Genomic DNA, 21,319 nt, shown 5'->3' with positions numbered 1-21,319 from the left:
GTGAGCGCCATGGAAGCGGTGTTCGGCCACCTCCGCGGTGCCATCGAGCGCGGTGAGTACGCGGTGGGGGACAAGCTCCCCTCCGAAGCGGAGCTGTGCCGGACCCTGGAGGTCAGCCGGCCGGTGCTGCGGGAGGCGCTCAGGGCGCTGCAGACCATGGGACTGACCGTCTCCAAGACCGGCAGGGGCACCTTCGTCGTGGCGAACACGGTCGAGGACCCCACCTTCGGCGACTACGCCGCCAGCGACCTCCTGGAGGTGCGCCGCCACGTCGAGATCCCGGTCGCCGGGTACGCGGCGCTGCGCCGCACCCCGGAGGACCTGGACCACCTGACCCATCTGCTCGACCGGATGGAGCGGGAGACCGACACCACGGCCTGGGTCGCCCTGGACACCGTGTTCCACCTGGCGGTGGCCGAGGCCTCCCGCAACCCGGTCTTCCGCCGGGTCATCGAGGAGATCCGGGACGCACTGGCGCGTCAGTCGGCCTTCCTCAACGAGCTCGGCGATCGACGCGAGCAGTCCAACTGCGAGCACCGGGCGATCGTCGAAGCACTGATCGACGGGTCCGAGCCGGACGCGGTGGAGGCCATGTCCCACCACCTGCACCGCGTCGAGGCGACCCTCACCGACATCGTGCGCCCTCAGCGCACGAACATCCCCCCAACAGAAGGCAGACCCGAGGCGTGAGCGAGCAGTTCCTCAAAGACGAGAAGCGCCCCTCCACCCGTCACGTCGACGCCGGGGACACCGGCTACAGCAAGTCCTTGAAACCCCGGCACGTCAACATGATCGCCATCGGCGGTGCCATCGGCACCGGCCTGTTCCTCGGCGCCGGCGGCCGCCTCGCCGATGCCGGGCCCTCCCTGTTCGTCGCCTACGCGGTGTGCGGCGTGTTCGCGTTCCTCGTCGTGAGAGCGCTCGGCGAACTCGTCCTGTACCGGCCGTCCTCCGGCGCCTTCGTTTCCTACGCCCGGGAGTTCCTGGGGGAGAAGGGGGCGTACACCGCGGGCTGGATGTACTTCCTCAACTGGGCGACCACCGGTATCGCCGACATCACCGCGGTGGCCACCTACGCCCACTACTGGCACCTGTTCTCCGACGTCCCGCAGTGGGTGATCGCGCTCGTTGCCCTGGCGCTGGTCCTCACCGTGAACCTCATATCGGTGCGGATCTTCGGCGAACTGGAGTTCTGGTTCGCCATCGTGAAGGTCAGCGCGCTGGTCATCTTCATGGGCATCGCGATCGTCCTCCTGGTCACCCAGCACCCGGTGGACGGCGTCACCCCCGGTCCCTCCCTGATCAGCGACAACGGCGGCATCTTCCCCAACGGTCTGCTGCCGATGCTGCTGATCATCCAGGGTGTCGTGTTCGCCTACGCCTCCGTCGAACTGGTCGGCGTCACGGCCGGGGAGACCGAGAACCCCGAGAAGATCATGCCGAAGGCGATCAACTCGATCATGTGGCGGGTGGGCCTGTTCTACGTCGGTTCGGTGATCCTGCTGTCGATGCTGCTGCCGTGGAACAGGTACACCTCCGGCCAGAGCCCCTTCGTGACCGTGCTGTCCCACATCGGGGTGCCGGCCGCGGGCAGCGTGATGAACCTGGTGGTCCTCACCGCGGCGATGTCCTCGCTCAACTCCGGCCTCTACTCCACCGGCCGCATCCTGCGCTCGATGGCCGTCAACGGCTCCGCCCCGCGCTTCACCGCCCGGATGAGCCGCAGTCAGGTGCCCTACGGCGGCATCCTGCTCACCAGCGGTATGTGCGTCCTCGGCGTGGTCCTCAACTACGTGGTGCCCGCGGACGCGTTCGAGATCGTGCTCAACCTCGCGGCGATCGGCATCCTCTCCACCTGGGGCATGATCATGATCTGCCACCTCTTCTTCTGGCGGAAGACCCAAGCCGGTGAACTGACCCGCCCCGCCTACCGGCTGCCGGGCTCGCCCTGGACCGAGATCGTGACGCTGGCCTTCCTCGCCACCGTCCTGGTCCTGATGTACGCCGACGGCGGTGCCGGACGCACCACCGTGCTCTGCGTACCGCTGATCGCCGCCGCGCTGGTGGCCGGCTGGTACGCGATCCGCGGCCGCCGCACGCGCGACGGCGCCCGGTCCGACGGCGCCCGGTCCGACGACTGACACCGGGCGGCGGCCTTCGATGCGGGGAACCCACCCCGCGTTGTCGAGGGCCGCCGCCCGCCCGGCCGACGGACCGGCAAGTGATCCACCACCGAGCGAGGCAGTGATGCACAGAACCACCCCCGCGGCCGCACCTGCGGTCCGCGAGCCCCGGCACGTCCCCGTCGCCCACGTCACCCGCGGCGGCATGATCGAGGGAGTCCACCACGGCTCCGTCGTCGTCCTCGACGCAGACGGCGAAGTCCGCTTCCACCTCGGCGACATCGAGGTCGCCTGCTACCCGCGATCCGCCCTCAAGCCGCTCCAGGCCGTCGCCATGGTGCGGGCCGGACTGCCGCTGGACGGCGAACTCCTCTCCCTCGCGATGGGCAGCCACTCCGGCGAGGAACGCCACCTCGCGGGCACCCGACGGATCCTCGAACTGGCCGATCTCGGCGAGGACGACCTGCGCAACGTCCCCGACCTGCCGTACGACCCCGCCGTGCGGGACACCTGGGTACGGGACGGCCGACCGCCCTCCCGCCTCGCCCAGAACTGCTCCGGCAAGCACGCCGCGATGCTCTACCTCTGCAGGCTCAACGGCTGGCCCCTGCGGACGTACCTCGACCCCACACACCCGCTCCAGACGGTGATCGCCGAGGTCGTCGAGGAGCTCACCGGCCAGCGCACCGCGCACGTCAGCATCGACGGCTGCGGCACCCCGCTGTTCGCCGTCTCGCTGCACGGGCTCGCCCGCGCCGCCGCCCGCATCGCCGGGGCGCTGCCGGGCACCGCCGAGTTCCGGGTCGCGGACGCGCTGCGCGGCCACCCGGAGATGGCCTCCGGGACCGGACGGGACACGGCCGCGCTGATGCGCGCGGTGCCCGGGCTGCTCGCCAAGGACGGTTTCGAGGGCGTGCAGATCGCCGCGCTGCCGGACGGCCGCGCCGTCGCGGTGAAGATCGCGGACGGGGCGAACCGGGCACGGATCCCGGTGGCCGCGGCCGCTCTGGCGCTGGCGGGCGTCGATCCCGACCTGCTGGTGGACTGCGCCGGCGAGGCGACGGCGGGCGGCGGCCGGCGCGTGGGCAGCGTACGGCCGGTGCCGGCGCTGGTCGAGGCGCCGGTGCCGGTGCCGGCACCGGAAGCCGGCGTCCGTCCCGCGTGAGCGACCCCGACCCGTCACCACCCGACCTCACGACCAGGAAGAGGACCCGCACACCATGACGACCGCCACCCGGAGCGAGCACGACCTGCTCGGAGACCGCGACGTCCCCGCCGACGTCTACTGGGGCGTCCACACCCTGCGCGCCACCGAGAACTTCCCCATCACGGGGACGCCCATCTCCACCTACCCGCACCTGATCGAGGCACTCGCCGCCGTCAAGGAGGCCGCCGCCCTCGCCAACGAGGAACTCGGCCTGCTGGAGCCCCGGAAGGCCGCCGCGATCGTCGCCGCCTGCCAGGAGATCCGCGCCGGAAAGCTGCACGACCAGTTCGTCGTCGACGTCATCCAGGGCGGCGCCGGCACCTCGACCAACATGAACGCCAACGAGGTCGTCGCCAACCGGGCGCTGGAACTGCTGGGGCACGCCAAGGGCGAGTACCAGCACCTGCACCCCAACGAGGACGTCAACCTCGGCCAGTCCACCAACGACGTCTACCCGACCGCCGTCCGGATCGCGACCGTCTACGCCGTCCGCGGCCTGCTCAGCGCGATGGCCGTTCTCCAGGACGCCTTCGCCCGCAAGTCCACCGAGTTCCGCGACGTGCTCAAGATGGGCCGCACCCAGCTGCAGGACGCCGTGCCGATGACGCTCGGGCAGGAGTTCTCGACCTTCGCGGTCATGCTGGACGAGGACCGCAGCCGGCTCGCCGAGGCCGTCGAGCTGATCCACGAGATCAACCTGGGCGCGACCGCGATCGGCACCGGCCTCAACGCTCCGGCCGGATACGCCGAAGCCGCCCGCCGGCACCTGGTGGACATCTGCGGGCTGCCCCTGGTCACCGCCGCCAACCTGGTCGAGGCCACCCAGGACTGCGGCGCGTTCGTCCAGATGTCCGGCGTGCTCAAGCGCATCGCCGTCAAGCTGTCGAAGAGCTGCAACGACCTGCGCCTGCTGTCCTCCGGGCCGCGCGCGGGCCTCGGCGAGATCAACCTGCCGCCGGTGCAGGCCGGTTCGAGCATCATGCCCGGCAAGGTCAACCCGGTGATCCCCGAGGTCGTCAACCAGGTCGCCTTCGAGGTGATCGGCAACGACGTCGCGATCACCATGGCCGCCGAGGCGGGCCAGCTCCAGCTCAACGCCTTCGAGCCGATCATCCTGCACTCGCTGTCGGAGTCGATCACCCATCTGCGTGCCGCCTGCCTCACCCTCGCCGAGCGCTGCGTCGTCGGCATCACCGCCAACACCGAGGTGCTGCGCGCGACCGTCGAGAACTCCATCGGCCTGGTGACCGCACTGAACCCGCACATCGGGTACACGGCCGCCACCGACATCGCCAAGGAGGCCCTCGCCAGCGGCCGGGGGGTGGCCGAACTGGTTCTGGAGAAGGGCCTGTTGCCGGCGGAGCGGCTCGCCGCGCTGCTGCGGCCCGAGGTGATCGCGGGGACGGGCGCGCCCGCGCTCTGACGACACCAGTGACCTCCGGGCCCGGCCCGGTACTCCCGGGAAGGGCCGCGCCGGCCCGTCCCGGGATCCGGCCTTCGGTGAACGGTGTCGGCCCTAGCCCCGGGCGTTCCGGGCCGCGTCGGTGACGGCGGTGATCGTCGGGTAGGCCCCGGGGCGGGTGAGGAGGTCGACGGCGAGCTCGACGCAGGGGAGTGCGCAGGCGGCGCGGGTGGCGTCGTCGGGGATGGCCTGCAGGTCGGCGACGTGGGCGAAGCCGAAGACGCGGCGGAGGATCTCGGCGCCGCAGAAGCCGAGGGTGTCGGCGAGGACGACGGCGAGGTGGCGGCGGCGTTCGGCGTCGAGGGCGGCGGGGTCGGGGAAGAGCGCACGCGGGTAGGCGTCGCCGGTCGTGGACCGTTCCCAGTGGGAGAGGTAGCGGTCGGTGAACTCCCGCCACAGGTCGTCGACGGTCTCCAGCAGCCAGTCCTGGTAGTGGTCGCGGTCCGGGCCGGGCGGCCGGTGGCCGGGCTGGGCGAAGTGGGCGATGAGGAGGTGGGCGAGGAGGGTGCCGAGGTCGAAGCCGATCGGGCCGTAGCAGGCGAACTCCTGGTCGATGATCCTGGTGTCGTCGGCGGTGACCAGGATCGATCCGGTGTGGAGGTCCCCGTGCAGGAGTGCCTCCGCGCAGGTGAGGTAGTGCAGTTTGAGCCGGGACACGGCGGTCTTGAGGGTGGTGTCGGCCCGTAGCCGGGTGAGGGTGGCGTCCAGGTGGGGGCTGGTCCAGGAGTTGCGCCGGTGGTCGTGGTAGATCTCGGTGAAGACCATGTCCTCCATGATTCGGGTCATTTCGGTGTTGCCGTTGAACAGGGCGGCCAGTGGCCGCTTCCGGGCCGCCGGACAGGCGAGGTCGCTGGTGCCGACCATGGTCGCGGCCAGGTACTCGGCGAGCTGCCGGGCCAGTGAGGGGTAGCGGACGCCGTCGATCAGTCCCTGGCGCAGCACGCCGTGGGGTGCCAGGTATTCGACGACGATCAGGTTCATCTCCCGGTCGTAGTAAAGGACTTGGGGCACCCGGGTGGGGGCGTGGCGGGCGTGCTCCTGGAGGGCCCGGTACTCGTAGAAGGTGCGCCGCGGGGTGAGCGGCCAGGACTCGCCGATGGCGCGCACGTACGGCAGGGCCTGCTTGACGCAGAGCCGGCCGTCCGGGCCGCGGACGGCGTAGACGTAGTTGACGTTTCCGTCGCCGATCTCGGTGACCGTCCAGTCGGCGGCCCGGCCGCCCAGGCGTACGGCGACGGCCGGGATCCCGGCGAGGTGGTCGGCGAGCCGGCCGCCGTCGAGCAGTGGGGTCGTGGTCACGGGAGCGCTCTCCTCAACTCTGGTCCCAGCGGGTGGCGTTCGGGCGCAGCCAGGGGGGTGGGGCGAGCCCGAAGTCGGTCTGCAGGACGCGTTCGGCGGCCTGGAGGACGCCCTCGACCGAGCCGGGCCGGGGCGTCCAGCCGTCGTTGATCCAGAACACCGGCTCGCCGGGCAGCGGTCGGCGCATGGCCGGGATCACCTCGTCGGCGTCGTACCCCGGGCGCCAGACCGGCCAGGCGCCGCCGTAGGGGTCGGCCGACCAGTCCTGCCAGCCGGAGCCGATCGGCGCCGGGGCGACGTCGAGGCCGTGCAGTCGGACGGCCAGGGCGTGGGCGCGTTCGACGAGTCGGCGCGGGGCCGGGCCCGGCCGGCCGTTGTCCGGTCGGCGGTCGTGCGAGTGGCCGTCGTACGGTCGGCCGTCGTACGGTCGGCCGTTGGCGAGTGCGGCCCAGTAGCGGTGCGCGGGGCCGTCCGCGTAGACGGCCAGCAGGGCGGCGGGGCCGTCGTCGAACGGGGTTTCCCAGTACCAGAGTTGGCGGTTCGGCAGGTCGGTGGTGCTGCGTCCGCGGGTGACTCCGGTCCGGCGCCACCAGGGTTCGGGGTAGGTGAGGAAGAGCTTGGCCGCCGGGACGTGGTGCTGGCTCGCCAGGCCGTGGCGGAAGCGGCCGTCGGTGAGGGGGAGGAGTCCGGGGGTCAGCAGCTCGACGGCGCGCCGGGGCAGGGCGAGGACGACGGCCCGGGCCAGTGCCTCGCGGCGGCCCGAGCCGCCGAAGCGGAGCCGGTAGCCGCCGGTGGCGCGTTCCAGGCCGGTCACTGGATGCGCCGGGAAGGTCGCGCCGCCGGCGGCGGTGAAGCGGCGGTGGAGGGCGCGGGGGACTTCCCCGAAGCCGCAGCGCAGCCGTTGCAGGCCGACGCCCGGCGGGTTCTGGGCCATGGTGTCGAGCCAGTGCGCCGCGCTCCCGGCCGCGGTTCGGTGGTCGTAGCCGCCGCTGTCCTGGACCAGCCGGGCGGCCTCCGGGCTCAGCGCCGAGTCCAGGAGCTCGGTCCACGGCACCTCGTGCAGGGCGCGACCCCGCCACCGCGCCGCTCGCCGGGCCCGCCGGTAGCGCTCCACGGCCGCGGTGCTCCGGGCCCGCTCCCCGGCCCCCAACTCGGCGCGCAGGGCGGCGAATCCGGGTAGGGCCTGCTCGGCGGCCAGCTCCGACAGGCCGTCCGCGCCGAGTCCGCGTTCCTCCGGGCGCAGCCGGTACGGCAGTTCGGCCGCGGCGGTGGACAGGTGGTGCGTCCGGAGCGGGACGCCGCGTACGTGCAGGTGGTTCTCCGGTCGGCCGACCGGGAAGGGGACCAACTCGGGCCCCAGGCCCAGGTGGTGGACGAGATCGGTGACGGTGTGCTCGGTCGGGTCGAGCCGCATCGCGCCGTACTCGGCCACCACGTCGGGGAGTCCGGGCAGGGGTGCCGAGCACAGCCGGCCGCCGAGCCGGGGCGAGGCCTCGAACAGCGCCACGCCCGGACCGGCCAGCCGGTGGGCGAGGTAGCAGCCACCGACCCCGGCCCCCACCACGGCGACGTCCCACATCCCGGTGCCCGGTCCCTTCGACGATCGGGGCCTGTCGGGGCCCAGCCGCACCGCTCCTCGTGCGGATGCGAACGTTTCGCCCCACACTGTAGTGATCCGGTAACAGTACGTGCCCGGGGTGGGAAGCGTCCACGGCACGGGACCGACCACACGATCGAGGTTGACGATGACCTTCAGACAGCAGGTTCCCGCTGCGGCGGTCGACGGCTACCGCCAGATGGAGCAGTACTTCAGCGACGTCCGTGCCTTCTTCGAGGTGCTGAACGTGCGCTTCTCGATCCCCGAGTACGGGGTCAGCCTCAAACCGATCGGCGGGCAGGCGCTCTTCTCCAACGCCAACAGCTACCTGCTCTCGGACGACAGCTCCTACCCGTTCTACCTGTGGCTGCCGACCTGGCTCGGCCGGTTCTACCTCGATCCCACGACGGTGCCGCCGGGCACCTCGGGCGACGACTGTCCCATGGGCCGGGCGCGGCTGATGGCCTTCGTCTGGCCCTGGCTCGGCTTCAACGACGCCTATCTCGACGACGCGGACGAGCCCGAGTGCTGGTTCGGCGTCGCCGAGCCGCGCCCGACCGACCCGGCGGAGCGCGCGCTGGACACCGCGGAGAAGATCTTCCAGTTCTTCCGGCTGGAGCGGACCAGGGAACTGGAGAGCGCGGGCTGGACCACCGGGCACTTCCGCGGCAGCGACATCGGCTGCGACCTGCGCGGCCACTGGTTCCTGCGCCGGGTGCCGCTCTCCCGGCTCACCTCGTACCACGAGGTCGAGAAGCATGTCATCGCCCCGCTCGGCGAGCAGTTCCACCGGATGAAGACCATGGACACCGATCTGCCGCAGCCGGTGGCCTACCCGCTGCCCGAGGGCTGGCGGGACCAGGCGCCGTCCCGCGTGGACGGCGCGGGCCGGTCGGACGACAACGCCCGCCCGGACGGCGCAGGCCGGGTCGACGGCACCGGTTGGTGACGCCCGAGCCCTCCTGGCAGCCGCCTCCCGGCGTTCCCGAGGGTCGGCTGCCAGGAGCGGCCGTCCGGAGGCCCCGCTGCGGATCAACGCGCGTGTCGGCATGTCCCTTCGGCCAACGTTGGGCGAGCGGACTTTGCCGGTCAGGACAAACCTCCCGGGCAGTCGTTGCTGAGAGTCTGTGGCGCATGGACATCTCAACCACACTGTCCGAGCTCGTGGCCTCGGCGGTACGCCCCGGAGACCCGGGACTGTCCGTGGGGATCTACACCGACGGGAAGCTGATCCACCAGGCATCGGCGGGGTTGGCGAGCGTGGAGTTCGAGGCGCCGGTCGACACCCGGACACGGTTCGACATCGCTTCCATGAGCAAGCAGTTCACCGCCGCGGCGGCGTTGCTGCTGTGCCGGGACGGGCGACTGTCACTGGACGACGACATCCGCACGCACCTGCCCGAGCTGAGGCTGGCGGTGCCGGTGACGGTCGGTCAGTGTCTGCGGCACACGGGCGGTCTGCGGGACTGGCTGGCCCTGATGACGATCGCCGGCCGCCCGCTGACGAGGATCACCCAGGATCAAACACTGGCCTTCCTGGCGGGGCTGACCGAGGTCGACTTCGAACCGGGGACCGCGTTCTCGTACTCCAACACGGGGTACGTCCTGGTGGCCTCGCTCGTGCGGCGGCTCACCGGCCGCACCCTGGGGGAGTTCACCACGGACCGGATGTTCACACCGCTGGGCATGAACCAGACCGTGTTCCGCGAGGACAGCCGGGAGCCGCTGCCCCGATTCGCCTACGGGTACGACGTCACCCGCGGTGCCGTCCGGCGCGCCGACACCGAGGAGTCCGCGGTCGGCGACGGCGGCCTGGCCACCAGCGTCGCCGACCTGGCGCCCTGGTTCGGGTTCCTGCAGGACGGCCGGGTCCTGGGCACCGACCTCCGCGACGGGCTGTTGCGGCGGGTCGACTCCGGGGACGGGGAGGAGCCGTACGCGCTGGGTCTCCACCACACGACGATCGCGGGCCGCCCGGCGTTCGGCCACGCCGGCGGTCTCCCCGGGTACCGGTCCCAGCTGCTGTTCATGCCGGACGCCGACCTCGGCGTGGCGCTGCTGAGCAACAACTCCTCGATCCACTCCCCGAAGCTGGCCACCCGGGTGCTCCGGCTGGCCGCCGGGCTGCCCGAGGACGATCCCGTCGAGCTGACGGCGGGTGCGGTGGCCGCCGAGCCCGCAGCCCGGCTGACGGGGGACTGGCTGGATCCGCGATCCGGCCTCACCGTCCGGATCGACGCCGTGGGCAACGGTCGGATCCGCATCCACGGTGCGCCGCCCGCAGGCGAGTTCGCAGCGGCCGTCGACGGCAGCTGGCAGGGCCTGGGGGACGGCGCCGACTTCTCGCTGCGGGTGTCGTCCGGCAGGATCAGGCTCGGATCGGTGTACCGCCCCGGCCGAGCCACCGAGTACCGGCGCTGTCCCCCCGCCGCTGCCGGTGCCACGCTGCCACCGGCCGTCTACCGCAGTCCGGAGCTGGGCATCCTGGCGACGGTCACCCGGGACGGCACGCTCGAACTCGGCCCGGAGTTCGTCGGGACGATCGAACCGGCGCCGGACGGCGCGTTCCGTGCGGGCGGGCTGATCAGCCTGCGCCGCAGCGGCGACGACCTCCTGATCAGCACACACGGTGTCCACCGGCTGCGCTTCGTCAGACAGCCCGATGCCGCCGTGCTGCGATCGGAGCGGCGATGACGGCCCCCGCCGGGATCACCCTCGGGGTCGTGCTCGACAGCCTGGGAACCGGTCTCCTACGGCCGCTCGCGCTGCCACGAGGCCGGGCGGTCGCCGTCGGGGCGCCCACGATCCATGACACCGACGCCCCCGGGACGGGGCTGACCGACGCGATCGTTCTGGTTCCCGGCCGGCTGACCGCCGACGTACTGGAGTGGGCCGCCCGGCACCACGCCAAGGCGGTGGTCATGCGAGCCGGCGCGACGGACGCGGCAGCGCTGACCGAGGCAGCCGAACGGACCGGGGTGGCGCTCCTGGAGCGCAGTGCCGAGATCTCCTGGGGGCAGCTCTACACCTTGATCGACGCGCTGCGTGCGATCACGAGCCCGGTGTTCGAGCCGAACAGGCATCGCTCCACCGACCTGTTCGCCCTGGCCAACGACATCGCCGTGCGGGCCGGTGGCGCGGTGGCGATCGAGGACCTGTCCATGCGCGTGCTGGCCTACTCCACGGTCCCGGGCCAGCTGGTCGACGACCCGCGTCGTGACGGGATCCTCGGCCGCCGCGTGCCGGACCACCCGACGCACGCCGAGGAGTACGCCGCTGTCCTGCGGTCCGACACCGCGGTCTGGAGCCACGAGCCGAAGGAGTACCGGCCGCGCCTCGCCATCGCCATCCGGGACGGCGGCGAGGCGCTGGGCACCATCTGGGTGATCCAGGGTGATGAGTCCCTGGCGGAGGAAGCGTCAGACGTCCTCGCCGAGGGCGCGCGACTGGCCGCCCCCCACCTGGCCCGGGTCAGTCTCGCGGCCGACGCCGAGCGCCGGCAACGGGCCGAGCGCCTGGGCTGGTTGCTCCGCGGCCGGGGAGCGACCCGGGAGCTCGCCGACTCGTTCGGGATAGGCTTCGACGGCCCGGCGACGGTCCTGGTGATCGGCCGCTTCGATGACCCGGCCGGTCGGGCGCGGGGCGTGTCGCCGGATTCCGCCGCCGAGTACGTCGGCGACCTGCTGCGGATGGGGCTCTCCGCCTACCGGCTGGGAGCCGCTGCCGGAGCGCTGGACGGTCAGGCCGTGGCGGTGGTCGACACGGCGTCCGACACGCCCGTGATCCAGCTGATCATCGCGACGGTGCTGGCTCGCGCGAGGGACACCCTCGGCGGCGGCTGGCGGGCGGGGATCAGCCGCACCCTTCCCGGCCTCGCCGACGTCTCGACAGGGCTGAGTCAGGCCGGACAGGCGCTCAAGGTGGTGTGCGGACCGTTCGGCAAGGCGGAGATCGGACGGTACGACGAGCTGGCCGCCGAGATGTTCCTGCGGGACGTGTACGAGGCGCTCCGGTACCGTCCGGCCCTGGAGGGGGAGCCCCTGTCGACGGTGCTCGACCACGACGCTCGGCACGGAACGGAGTACGAGAAGACGCTGCGCTGCTGGATCGCCGGGCACTACGACGTGCCACGGGCTGCGGACGCCTTGATGCTGCACCCCAACACCTTGCGGCACCGGTTGCGCCGGCTGGCCGAGCTGATCGACATCGACGATCCGGACCTGCGGTTGGCGCTGGCGCTGCAGTTGCGGCTACGGCTGCCGGACATCGGCACAAAGGAGGCTGGGTGAACTTGGGCCCGGACGCCAATGGCCCGGGGCGGTCCGCCGAGCAGACTCGTCGCATGGTCGAATTTCCTTCCGCGCACGCGGAACGGGCGGGCGTCCGCATCCAGTTGCTTCGGACCGTGCCCCAACTCCAGCAGGCCGCCGCGGTGCTGCGAGCCGTGTGGAACACCCCGGACGACGCCGAGCCGCCGTTGGCCCTGGACGTGATGTGCGCCCTCGCGCACACCGGCGGCTACGTCGCGGCGGCGTACCTGGGGACGGCGATGGTCGGCGTGACCGCCGGGTTCCGGACCGTCGGGGACAGCCTGCACTCGCACGTGGCCGGCGTGCTGCCGGGAATGCACGGGCGCGGGATCGGTGCGGCGATGAAGTCGTACCAGCGGAAGTGGGCCGCCGAGGCGGGCCTCTCGTCGATCTCGTGGACGTACGACCCGCTGATCCGCCGCAACGCCCACTTCAACCTGCACCGGCTCGGTGCGGTCGCGGAGGCGTACCTGCCCGACTTCTACGGGCCGTTGGAGGACGGCATCAACGACGGCGACGACTCCGACCGGCTGTTCGTCAGGTGGCCGGTGCACGTGACGCCGCACGCACCGGAACCGTTGCCGGACCTGGCCGCCGCGGAACCCGTGCTCGAAGCGGACCGCGACGGCGAGCCCGTACCGCGCCCCGCGACCGGCGGCGTACTGCGGTGCGCCACCCCGGTGGACGCGGAGTCCCTGCGGCGACAGGATCCGGCCGCCGCCCGGCGCTGGCGGTCCGCGATGCGCGAGGCGCTCGGGGGCGCCATGGAGAACGGTTACCGGATCGAGGGGTTCGACCGGTCCGGCTGGTACGTCCTGCGACGGAAGGAAGCATCGGAATGAAGCTGCAGCAGGCGGAGTTGCGCGAGGTGGCCCTGCCCCTGGTCGCGCCGTTCCGGACCTCACTGGGAACCCAGGAACACCGGTACTCGCTGCTGGTCAAGGTGACCACGGCCGACGGCGTCGTCGGCTGGGGCGAGTGCGTGGCCGACGACGATCCGACGTACAGCGCCGAGTACCTGGCCGGGGCCCGCGCAGTGGTACGTGAGTTCCTGCTGCCCCGGTTGTCCCGGACTCCCGAGCTGACCGCGGCGCTGGTGCCCGAGCTGCTCCGGCCGGTCAGGGGGAACCCGATGGCCAAGACGGCCGTCGAGATGGCGGTACTGGACGCCGAACTGCGGACCGCCGGCATCAGCCTCGCCCAGTACTTCGGGGCGACGCGGACCGAGCTCGCCGTCGGCGTGTCGGTCAGCATCATGGACACCGTCGACGAGCTGGTCAGCGCCGTCGACGGCTATCTCCGCGCGGGCTACGCCCGGATCAAGCTGAAGATCGCACCGGGCTGGGACATCGAGCCGCTGCGAGCCGTCCGGGAGACGTTCGGCCCGGACATCGCCCTGCAGGTGGACGCCAACACCGCCTACGGTCCGGCGGACCAGCGCCACCTGCGCCGGCTCGACGCCTACGGGCTGACGCTGATCGAGCAGCCGTTCGCCCCGGACGACCTGCTCTCGCACACCCGGCTGGCGGCTCGCATGGACACCCCGATCTGCCTGGACGAGTCGATCACCTCGGCCCGGGACGCGGCCACCGCCATCCGGCAGGAGGCGTGTTCGATCGTGAACATCAAGCCCGGCCGGGTCGGCGGGTACCTGGAAGCCCGCCGGATACACGACCTGTGCCTGGCGAACGGCGTGCCGGTGTGGTGCGGCGGCATGCTGGAGACCGGCCTGGGGCGGGCGGCCAACCTGGCGCTGGCCGCGCTCCCGGGCTTCACCCTGCCCGGCGACATCTCGGCCTCGGCCCGCTACTACACCCGCGACATCACCGACCCCTTCGTCCTCCACGACGGCCGGCTGACCGTCCCCACCGGCCCGGGGATCGGCATCGTCCCCGACCCCGACGCCCTGCAGGCCGCCACCACGTCCACGGAACTCCTCACCGTCTGACCGGTCGCGCCCGTACTCGATGAGGTCCTCCACCCGCGCCGCGAGGTGGGACCCCGATCCGCGCCGTCCGGCGGCACGCGTCCCGGCTCACTCGGCCGGGGCGCGTGGGCGTGCCCGCCGCAGGCGGATGGCCGAGGGTGGGGGCGGAGCCGCGTCCGGACCGATGACGCGGCACGCTGTCGAAAGGCCCCGAATGACCACCCACATCGCCCGCGAGCGGTTGGAGCCGTCGCCGACGGTCGCCCCCGAGCTCCAGCTCGCCGAGGCGCCCGGCACCCACTCGCTCGCCGCCTGGTTCCTCGGCCCGATGGCCGAGAACCAGAAGGTCCTCGCCGACCTGATCAACGACGCCCTGGCGTCGCACTGCGCCGACCGCCAGAACTTCTACCAGGACGACCCGCCCTACGTCACCGACGAGATCAAGCAGTCGCCGGAGTACCAGAAGTCCGTCGCGACCATGCGCGGGGAACACGCCAAGCTCCTGGACCACCTGCGCGGCTCGGTGCCGTTCTTCAGTTACCGCTACCAGGCGCACATGAACTGGGACCAGACGATCCCGGCTCTCGCCGGCTACTTCGCTGCGACGCTCTACAACCCGAACAACGTTGCCCTGGAAGCCTCGCCGGTGACGACCCGTCTGGAGGAGGAGGTCGGGAAGGACCTGTGCCGGCTGCTCGGCTACCAGCCGATCGGCCTGCCGACGCCGTGGGGCCACATCACCTGTGACGGCACGGTCGCCAACCTCGAAGCCATGTGGTCCGCGCGCAACCTGACCTACTACCCGATCGCGGTGGCCGAGGCGATCCGGCGCAACTCACGTGCGCTCGGCAGTGCCCGGGACCTCACCGTGCGCCTGGCCAACGGCAAGGACACCCCCAGGCTGCTCGACCTCGACCCGTGGGAGTGCGTCAACCTGCCGGTGGACGAGGTGCTGGGCCTGCCGACCCGGATGGTCGAGGACTACCACGTCAAGAAGGAGGACCTCGGCCTGATCAACGCCCACACGGTGCAGAACCTCGGCTACGAGGAGTTCCGCCGGCGCTTCCTGGAGGGCAAGGTCGGCAACCCGGCCGTGCTGGTGACGGCCACGATGCACTACTCGTGGCCGAAGGCCGCGGCCCTGCTCGGCATCGGTCAGAGCGGCCTGATCCCGGTCGAGGTGGACCTGGACGCGCGGGCCACCGTGGAGAGCCTGCGCACCCGGCTGGAGGAGTGCGAACGCGGCCGGCGGCCCGTCATCCTCAACGTCGCCGTGCTGGGCAGCACCGAGCAGAGCTCGGTCGACCCGCTGGCGGAAATGCTGGCGCTGCGCGAGGAGTTCCACGTCCGCAACGTCTCCTACCCGATCCACGTGGACGCGGCGTGGGGCGGCTACTTCGCCGCGATCAAACGCCCCCGCACCCAGCAGGCCGACGGCCAGGTCACCTACACGCCCGACTTCGTCATGAGCGAGTACGTCAACCGGCAGTACGACGCCCTGCACCAGGCCGACTCGATCAGCATCGACCCGCACAAGGCCGGCTTCGTGCCCTACCCTGCGGGCGGACTGTGCTACCGCAACGGCGCGCAGAAGAACATGGTGGCCTTCACCGCGCCCTACCTCGACCTGGGCAACCCGGGCGTGGGCCTGTTCGGGGTCGAGGGATCCAAGCCGGGCGCCGCCGCGGCGGGCGTCTACCTGAGCCACCGCGTCATCACCACCGACCAGCACGGCTACGGCAAGATCCTCGGGCAGGCGCTGTTCAACAGCAAGCGCCTCTACGCGGCCTTCGTCACCCTCGGCCTCGACCACCCCGACCTGCTCGTCGCCCCGCTCCAGCGGCTGCCCGTCGAACGCGAGCACCCGGGCGACCAGAGCGCCCTCCGCGAGCAGCTCCAGTTCATCCTGGACCGCATCGTGTTCAGGACCAACGACGAGATCATGGCCGACCGGGAGGCCCGCGAGCTCCTCGCCGAACTCGGCTCGGACCAGGTCATCATCGCCTACGCGTTCAACGCCGTCCGCGACGGCCGTCCCAACCCGGACCTGGCCAAGGCCAACCTGATCAACCACCTGATCGCCGAGAAGCTGGCGATCGCCCCGGAGATCGCCGCCGCCAGGGACATGCCCGCGCCCTCACAGCGCCCCGACCTGATCGTCAGCGGATCCGCCCTCGAACCGGGCCTGTACGGCGGGGCGTACATGCGGCGGGTGGCGAACCGGCTCGGAGTCGACGCGGACCCGGGCGGGACCCCGATCAGTTACCTGGTCTCCTGCACGATGGACCCCTGGCTGACCGACACCGCGCGGGGCGACTTCATCCCCGTCCTGCGCGAGGCACTGGCCGAGGGAGCCCGAGCGGCGATCAGCGAGGTGTTCCCCGAGCCCGCCCGGTAACCTCCCGGCCCTTCCGGGCCCGCATTGCTGTACCTGCCCCTGCGCGGAATCCGGCGCGGGGGCAGTGCATGGCTGTCGGTCGCCGCGGCTGCTGCGGGCGCCGAGGCTGACGGCGAGTGCGGTGGCGGTGAGCAGCGCGGCGGTGGTGTTGCGGCGGCGGGCGGTGACGGACCTGGGGGTGGACCTCCTTGTGAGGTGGTGACGGCCCGCGCCGGTGGGCGGGACGCGCCGGACGTGGTGCCCGGCGTAGGGGGAAGAGGGGTCTCAGGTGACGGTGACGACGGTGCTGTGCCAGCCGGTGGCGCCCGCCGGGTAGGGGGCGGCGCGGTTCTCGGTCTGGACCGCGCCGGTCGCGTCGGTGGCACGGACATCGATCCGGTGGGTGCCGGGCGCCGCCCCGGTCCAGGTGTGGGACCACTGCCGCCACAGATCCGGTCCCACGTCGGCGGCGAGCAGCGCCTCCTGCCAGGGGCCGGTGTCGATGCGGACCTCGACGGCGGCGATGCCCCGGTGGGTCGCCCATGCGGTCCCGGCCACCGTGACGTCACCGGCCGGCACGCGGGCGAACGGCGCCGGCACCTCGATCCGTGAGGCGGTGCGCACGGTGCCGCTGCGGTCCCAGCCCCGGCGCACCCAGTACGGGTCGCAGGCGGCGAAGGTGGTGACGTCGAGATCGACGAGCCATTTGGTGGCCGAGGCGTAGCCGTAGAAGCCGGGGACGACGCTGCGGCAGGGGAAGCCGTGGGCAACTGGGAGGGCCTCGCCGTTCATCGCGACCGCCAGCAGCGCGCGCCGTCCGTCGAGGACCGATTCCAGCGGGGTGCCGATCGTCATCCCGTCCTCGGAGCGCCCGACGAGCTGGTCCGCTCCCGGGCGCACGCCGGCCCGGCGCAGCAGGGCCGGGAGGGAGGCGCCGAGCCAGCGGGTGGTGCCGACATAGGGGCCACCGACCTCGTTGGACACACAGGACAGGGTGTGGTCGAGCTCCTCCAGGGGTTCGTGGAGCAGGTCGTCGAAGGTGATGAGGAGCGGGTGGTCGACCAAGCCGTGAATGCGCAGGGTCCAGCGCCGTGGGTCGATACGGGGAAGGGTGAGAGCGGTGTCGACCCGGTAGAAGTCCGCGTTCGGGGTGACGAAGGGGGACAGGTCCGGCACCTTCGGGTGGACGGCGGCGGGCAGCGGGGGCAGCGGCTGAGTGGCCGGGGGGATGCGGACGGCGGCGCGGGCTGCGTCGATGTCGTAGCGGTGGTCCGACAGTTTCCGGCCGCCGACGCCGGCGAGCGCACCGCAGGCGATCGTCCCACCGGTGGCGACCAGGACCGCCCGTCGCTCGGTGCCACCCGCGCGGGTGCTGGGTCCTTCGTCTTCCGCGAGGTCCGTCGGTGCTTCTCCGGGCAGGGCTGGTTCCCCCACCGTCGTCCTGACGGAGCGCAGCATGCGCGACAGGGTGAGGACACTGGTCGCTCCTGCCAGGCCCGCGACCACGGCGGGCGCGGCGTCGGCGACACCGGCTGCGGGGCGGGACAGCGCGGCCCAGCTGCCGAGCAGGCCGAAGAGCGCGAAGACGCCCGCGCCGAGCACCGGGCGGCGGGCGGCCAGAAGTCCCGCGAACGCGGCGAGAAGGGCCGTCGTCAGGTAGATCCCGCCGAGCAGAGCCGGCTTGTCGTCGGTGCCGAACGTGCGGATGGCGTACTCCTTGAGCGGAGTCGGCGCCAGGTCGATGGCGGCGGAGCCGACGGCGACGACCGGCGCGGTGTCCGGGCCGGTGACGGCGGCGACCGGTTCGCCGGCGCCGAGCGCCGCGGTGGCCGCGGCCCATCCGGTCGCCGCGGCCACGCCGGTTCGCACGAGTCGTTCCAGGCGGGGCCGGGACGGTGGAGGGGACAGGATCGCGTCGTTGCTCACGTTACCCATTCGGCGCATGCACCGGTCCGGATGGGTGGGTGTTCGGTCCGTCCGGCTGGTCCGCCGTTCCGGATCGCGTCGGTCGTCGTCCTCGACCGCCGGAAGCCGTCCTGTCGACGCACCGTGGCAGCCGGGACCAATCCGGCAGCCCCCTTGCTCCGAACGACCCCTGTCCGTCAGTTCTGTTCACCTGGCCGGAGCTCGGCTCCGGTCGTGGCCATGGGAGGCCCGTGATGCCCGCCGTCCGCCCGCTGGGCTCTCCGCCCGCCCGCCGTACCGTAGGCGTGGCCGGATGAGCGCCGTCGTCCACCTGTCAGGCCCGGGGCGGCCGGCCCCGGACCTGAAGGAGCTCCTCGCCCGGGTCGCCCGTGGCGACCAGGACGCCTTCTCCCGGCTCTACGACGAGGTCGCCGCCCCGGTACTCGGCCTGGTCCGCCGGGTCCTGCGGGACCCGGCGCAGTCCGAGGAGGTCGCCCAGGAGGTGCTGCTGGAGGTCTGGCGCACCGCCGCCCGCTACCGGGCCGAGCGGGGCGAGGTGCTGCCCTGGGTGCTGACCATCGCCCACCGCCGTGCGGTGGACCGGGTCCGCTCCGCGCAGGCGGCGGCCGACCGCGACCAGCGCGCGGCTGCCGCCTCCCACACCCCGGTGTTCGATGAGGTCGCCGAACAGGTCGAGGGCAGGCTGGAGCGTGAACAGGTCCGGCGGTGCATGAGGATGCTGACCGAACTCCAGCGTGAGGCGTTGACACTGGCGTACTACCGCGGTTACACCTACCCCCAGGTCGCCGAGGTCCTCGCTGCACCGCTGGGCACGATCAAGACCCGCATGCGCGACGGACTGATCCGCCTGCGCGACTGCCTGGGGGTGGGAGCATGAGCGCCGCCGACCTGCACACCCTCACCGGTGCGTACGCCGCGCACGCCCTCGACCCCGACGAGAGCGCCGAGTTCGAACTCCACCTGGCCTCCTGCCCGGCCTGCTCCCAGGAGGTCGCGGAGTTCGCCGCGACGCTGGCCCGGCTCGGCGCGGCCGAGGCCGTCGCGCCTCCGCAGGCCCTCAAGGACCGGGTGATGACCGCGCTGCCGACGCTGCGCCAGGAGGCCCCGCGCAGCACGCCCGTTCCGGAACGCCGTACCGGCCGGTTCGCCAGGGGCTGGTTGAAGCTCACCCTGGCGGCTTGCCTGGCACTGGCGGCCGGCGCCGGCGGCGTGGCGGTGCGGCAGTCCCAGCAGGCGGGGCAGGCCCGGGCTCGTGCCGCCGCGCTCCAGCAGCAGCAGGACCGCTTCGCCGCCCTGCTCACCGCGCCCGACGCCCGGACCGCCACCGGGGCCGCCACCGGAAGGAGCGGCGTGGGCACGGTGGTGTGGTCGCACAGCCGCGGTCAGGCAGGTTTCCTGGCCTCCGGCATGCCGGCACCCGCCGCCGGCACCGCCTACGAGCTGTGGTTCAACGACTCCGGGACGATGCGTCCGGCCGGTCTGCTGCCGACGGGCGACGGTGTCCTGCTGCTGACCGGGCCCCTGGACGGCGCCGGTGGCATCGGCGTCACCGTCGAACCCGCGGGCGGCTCCGACCATCCCACCACCGCGCCGCTCATGCTGCTGTCGTTCACCTGAGCCGAACGGATCGTCGTCAGGTCGACGACGAGGTGACGACGAAGGATCTTGGGGTCCCGGCGCGGGCGCCGGTCAGTCGGCGTGCGCGACACACGCGACATCGCACCGGTCGGCCGAACTGGGTTCCGTCTACCGCAGAGGAACGTTCTCCTCCTGGAGCCGGTGCAGCAGCATTGCCCGGTGCAGCGCGGCGATCGGCTCAAGGAGGTCGGGGTGGCGCAGCAGGGGCGCCGCCTGGTGCTCGTGGTCGCCGGGCTGCAGGAGGCGGGTCACGGCACCGGTCGCGCCGGGGACCGTGGCGGCCTGGGCACGGGGGACGAGGGCGGGGTCGGCCAGCAGGCAGGCCGCCCAGCTGACGACGGTCTCGTCGACCCAGGTCCGCCAGGCGGCGTCCTCGGCGAGGCGCTCGTGTTCAGCGCCGGTGAGCCAGTCCAGTCGGGCACTGCCGCCCGGGCCCAGGAGGTGCAGCAGCTGCGCGTCGAGGTCGGTCGGGTAGCGCAGGACGGCGGCCAGAGTGACGGCTTGTCCCGCCTGCGCCTCGGCCAGGGCCCGGCTGAACGCGCCGGGTGCCGGCGGGAAGGCGGTCAGGAGCCAGCGGGTGCCGGCGGCTATGACGGGGGCGAGATCGGCGGACACGGTGTCCTCCTCGGAGCAAGCTCGCTCGCCCGGCCGGGTTCCGCGAGTTACGGCGCGAAGCCGCACTGCTCCGCTCGTGGCGGCCAGTGTAGGCGGGCTCGGCCCGGCGACGGCATGACGCCCGTCACGTCCGGCCCGGAGGGTGCGGAGGCCGCCTGCCGGACCCGCACCCCCGGGCCCACCGGGAACGGGTCAGGACTTGCCGCGGCCGGTGGCGAGGTCGCGTGCCCGGTCCACCAGGCCTGCGCCCGGCGCGAGCAGTTTGCTGGCCGTCGGGGTGCTCGGCGTGGACGGGTGGGGGCGGGTGGGTGCCATGGCCTTGGCCCGGCGGATCTTGTCCCCCAGGTCGTCCAGCTGCTCGGGCGTACACGCCTGGCGCAGCCTGGGGAAGAGGTTGTCCTCCTCGTCCCGGACGTGGGCGGAGACCTCGTCCATCAGCTGCCGCAGCAGCGAGGTCATCTCGGGGTCGTCGGCCCGGACCTTCTCCAGTCGCTTGAGGAGCTTCTCCACCCGGTTGTGGTCCTCGATCTCCTTGTCCGCGAGCCGCTGCCCGCCTTCGACGTGCTCGCGCACCGCCGGGTAGAGGTACTGCTCTTCGGCGACCGAGTGCCGCACCAGTTCGATGGTGACCTCGTCCACGAGGTCCCGCAGTTCCTGTCCCGAACCGGTCATCGCCTGGATGCGACCGAACATCCCCTCCACCTCCCGGTGGTCGGTCGTCAACTCGTCGATCACGTTTCCGCCGTGTCCCATGTCGTCTCCACGCGTCCGCGGGCGGGCCCTTCCCGCCCAGCTCCGAAGGGCTTCCCCGCCCGGCGTGGCCGCGCCCTGGCGCGGT

Annotated in this window: 17 protein-coding genes; 12 read left to right on the top strand and 5 right to left on the bottom strand. The window is 72.4% G+C overall.

What is annotated here, in order from left to right; genetic code table 11:
* Positions 1 to 9 precede the first annotated feature (9 nt).
* The 4 genes from ACZ6Z8_RS03040 to aspA all read left to right on the top strand — a co-directional run bounded on the left by ACZ6Z8_RS03040 (position 10) and on the right by aspA (position 4,753).
* The gene (locus tag ACZ6Z8_RS03040; RefSeq protein WP_465606321.1) at positions 10 to 690 is read left to right on the top strand and encodes a FadR/GntR family transcriptional regulator; all 681 of its coding nucleotides are present in this window, start codon (positions 10 to 12) and stop codon (positions 688 to 690) included.
* Positions 687 to 2,141 carry an amino acid permease gene (locus tag ACZ6Z8_RS03035; protein ID WP_465605731.1) on the top strand — a complete coding sequence of 485 codons (1,455 nt, stop codon included), beginning with the start codon at positions 687 to 689 and terminating at the stop codon, positions 2,139 to 2,141. The genes ACZ6Z8_RS03040 and ACZ6Z8_RS03035 overlap by 4 nt, the downstream gene beginning before the upstream one ends.
* A 106-nt stretch (positions 2,142 to 2,247) precedes the next feature.
* Positions 2,248 to 3,288, top strand: a complete 1,041-nt coding sequence (locus ACZ6Z8_RS03030; RefSeq protein WP_465605729.1) for an asparaginase — start codon at positions 2,248 to 2,250, stop codon at positions 3,286 to 3,288.
* 55 nt (positions 3,289 to 3,343) lie between these two features.
* Positions 3,344 to 4,753 carry an aspartate ammonia-lyase gene (aspA, locus tag ACZ6Z8_RS03025; protein ID WP_465605727.1) on the top strand — a complete coding sequence of 470 codons (1,410 nt, stop codon included), beginning with the start codon at positions 3,344 to 3,346 and terminating at the stop codon, positions 4,751 to 4,753.
* A 93-nt stretch (positions 4,754 to 4,846) separates the two neighbouring features.
* Here aspA and mtnK read toward each other — a convergent pair whose 3' ends face one another.
* Positions 4,847 to 6,091 carry an S-methyl-5-thioribose kinase gene (mtnK, locus tag ACZ6Z8_RS03020; RefSeq protein ID WP_465605725.1) on the bottom strand — a complete coding sequence of 415 codons (1,245 nt, stop codon included), beginning with the start codon at positions 6,089 to 6,091 and terminating at the stop codon, positions 4,847 to 4,849.
* Positions 6,092 to 6,104: 13 nt separating this feature from the next.
* Positions 6,105 to 7,670, bottom strand: a complete 1,566-nt coding sequence (locus tag ACZ6Z8_RS03015; protein ID WP_465605723.1) for a flavin monoamine oxidase family protein — start codon at positions 7,668 to 7,670, stop codon at positions 6,105 to 6,107.
* Between the two features lie 166 nt (positions 7,671 to 7,836).
* Between ACZ6Z8_RS03015 and ACZ6Z8_RS03010 the strand changes: the two genes are divergently transcribed.
* The 6 genes from ACZ6Z8_RS03010 to ACZ6Z8_RS02985 all read left to right on the top strand — a co-directional run bounded on the left by ACZ6Z8_RS03010 (position 7,837) and on the right by ACZ6Z8_RS02985 (position 16,323).
* Positions 7,837 to 8,637, top strand: a complete 801-nt coding sequence (locus ACZ6Z8_RS03010) for a hypothetical protein (protein ID WP_465605721.1) — start codon at positions 7,837 to 7,839, stop codon at positions 8,635 to 8,637.
* Positions 8,638 to 8,822: 185 nt separating this feature from the next.
* Positions 8,823 to 10,382 (top strand): serine hydrolase domain-containing protein, encoded by a 1,560-nt coding sequence (locus ACZ6Z8_RS03005; protein WP_465605720.1) that lies wholly within the window; start codon positions 8,823 to 8,825, stop codon positions 10,380 to 10,382.
* Complete coding sequence (locus tag ACZ6Z8_RS03000) at positions 10,379 to 11,977, top strand: PucR family transcriptional regulator (protein WP_465605718.1); 1,599 nt, start codon at positions 10,379 to 10,381, stop codon at positions 11,975 to 11,977. Before ACZ6Z8_RS03005 ends, ACZ6Z8_RS03000 begins: the two co-directional genes overlap by 4 nt.
* Before the next feature lie 53 nt (positions 11,978 to 12,030).
* Positions 12,031 to 12,840 carry a GNAT family N-acetyltransferase gene (locus ACZ6Z8_RS02995; protein ID WP_465605716.1) on the top strand — a complete coding sequence of 270 codons (810 nt, stop codon included), beginning with the start codon at positions 12,031 to 12,033 and terminating at the stop codon, positions 12,838 to 12,840.
* On the top strand, positions 12,837 to 13,946 hold the full coding sequence (gene menC / locus ACZ6Z8_RS02990) for an o-succinylbenzoate synthase (RefSeq protein WP_465605714.1): 1,110 nt from the start codon (positions 12,837 to 12,839) through the stop codon (positions 13,944 to 13,946). The genes ACZ6Z8_RS02995 and menC overlap by 4 nt, the downstream gene beginning before the upstream one ends.
* A gap of 193 nt (positions 13,947 to 14,139) precedes the next feature.
* Positions 14,140 to 16,323 carry a pyridoxal phosphate-dependent decarboxylase family protein gene (locus ACZ6Z8_RS02985; protein WP_465605712.1) on the top strand — a complete coding sequence of 728 codons (2,184 nt, stop codon included), beginning with the start codon at positions 14,140 to 14,142 and terminating at the stop codon, positions 16,321 to 16,323.
* Between the two features lie 264 nt (positions 16,324 to 16,587).
* Here the strand turns inward: ACZ6Z8_RS02985 and ACZ6Z8_RS02980 are convergent, their stop codons facing one another.
* Complete coding sequence (locus ACZ6Z8_RS02980) at positions 16,588 to 18,237, bottom strand: molybdopterin-dependent oxidoreductase (RefSeq protein WP_465605710.1); 1,650 nt, start codon at positions 18,235 to 18,237, stop codon at positions 16,588 to 16,590.
* Between the two features lie 283 nt (positions 18,238 to 18,520).
* Between ACZ6Z8_RS02980 and ACZ6Z8_RS02975 the strand changes: the two genes are divergently transcribed.
* Positions 18,521 to 19,105, top strand: coding sequence for a sigma-70 family RNA polymerase sigma factor (locus tag ACZ6Z8_RS02975; protein WP_465605708.1), 585 nt, complete (start codon positions 18,521 to 18,523; stop codon positions 19,103 to 19,105).
* Positions 19,102 to 19,845, top strand: a complete 744-nt coding sequence (locus ACZ6Z8_RS02970; RefSeq protein ID WP_465605706.1) for an anti-sigma factor — start codon at positions 19,102 to 19,104, stop codon at positions 19,843 to 19,845. Before ACZ6Z8_RS02975 ends, ACZ6Z8_RS02970 begins: the two co-directional genes overlap by 4 nt.
* 129 nt (positions 19,846 to 19,974) lie before the next feature.
* Here the strand turns inward: ACZ6Z8_RS02970 and ACZ6Z8_RS02965 are convergent, their stop codons facing one another.
* A complete protein-coding gene (locus ACZ6Z8_RS02965) occupies positions 19,975 to 20,481 on the bottom strand; it encodes a hypothetical protein (RefSeq protein WP_465605705.1) in 507 nt (168 codons plus the stop codon).
* Positions 20,482 to 20,673: 192 nt separating this feature from the next.
* On the bottom strand, positions 20,674 to 21,234 hold the full coding sequence (locus ACZ6Z8_RS02960) for a hemerythrin domain-containing protein (RefSeq protein ID WP_465605703.1): 561 nt from the start codon (positions 21,232 to 21,234) through the stop codon (positions 20,674 to 20,676).
* Between the last annotated feature and the right edge of the window lie 85 nt (positions 21,235 to 21,319).

The sequence above is a fragment of the Kitasatospora sp. NPDC101108 genome, from assembly GCF_055584725.1.
Note: the sequence above shows the minus strand (reverse complement) of the source record. Positions and strands in the feature narration are given on the sequence as shown.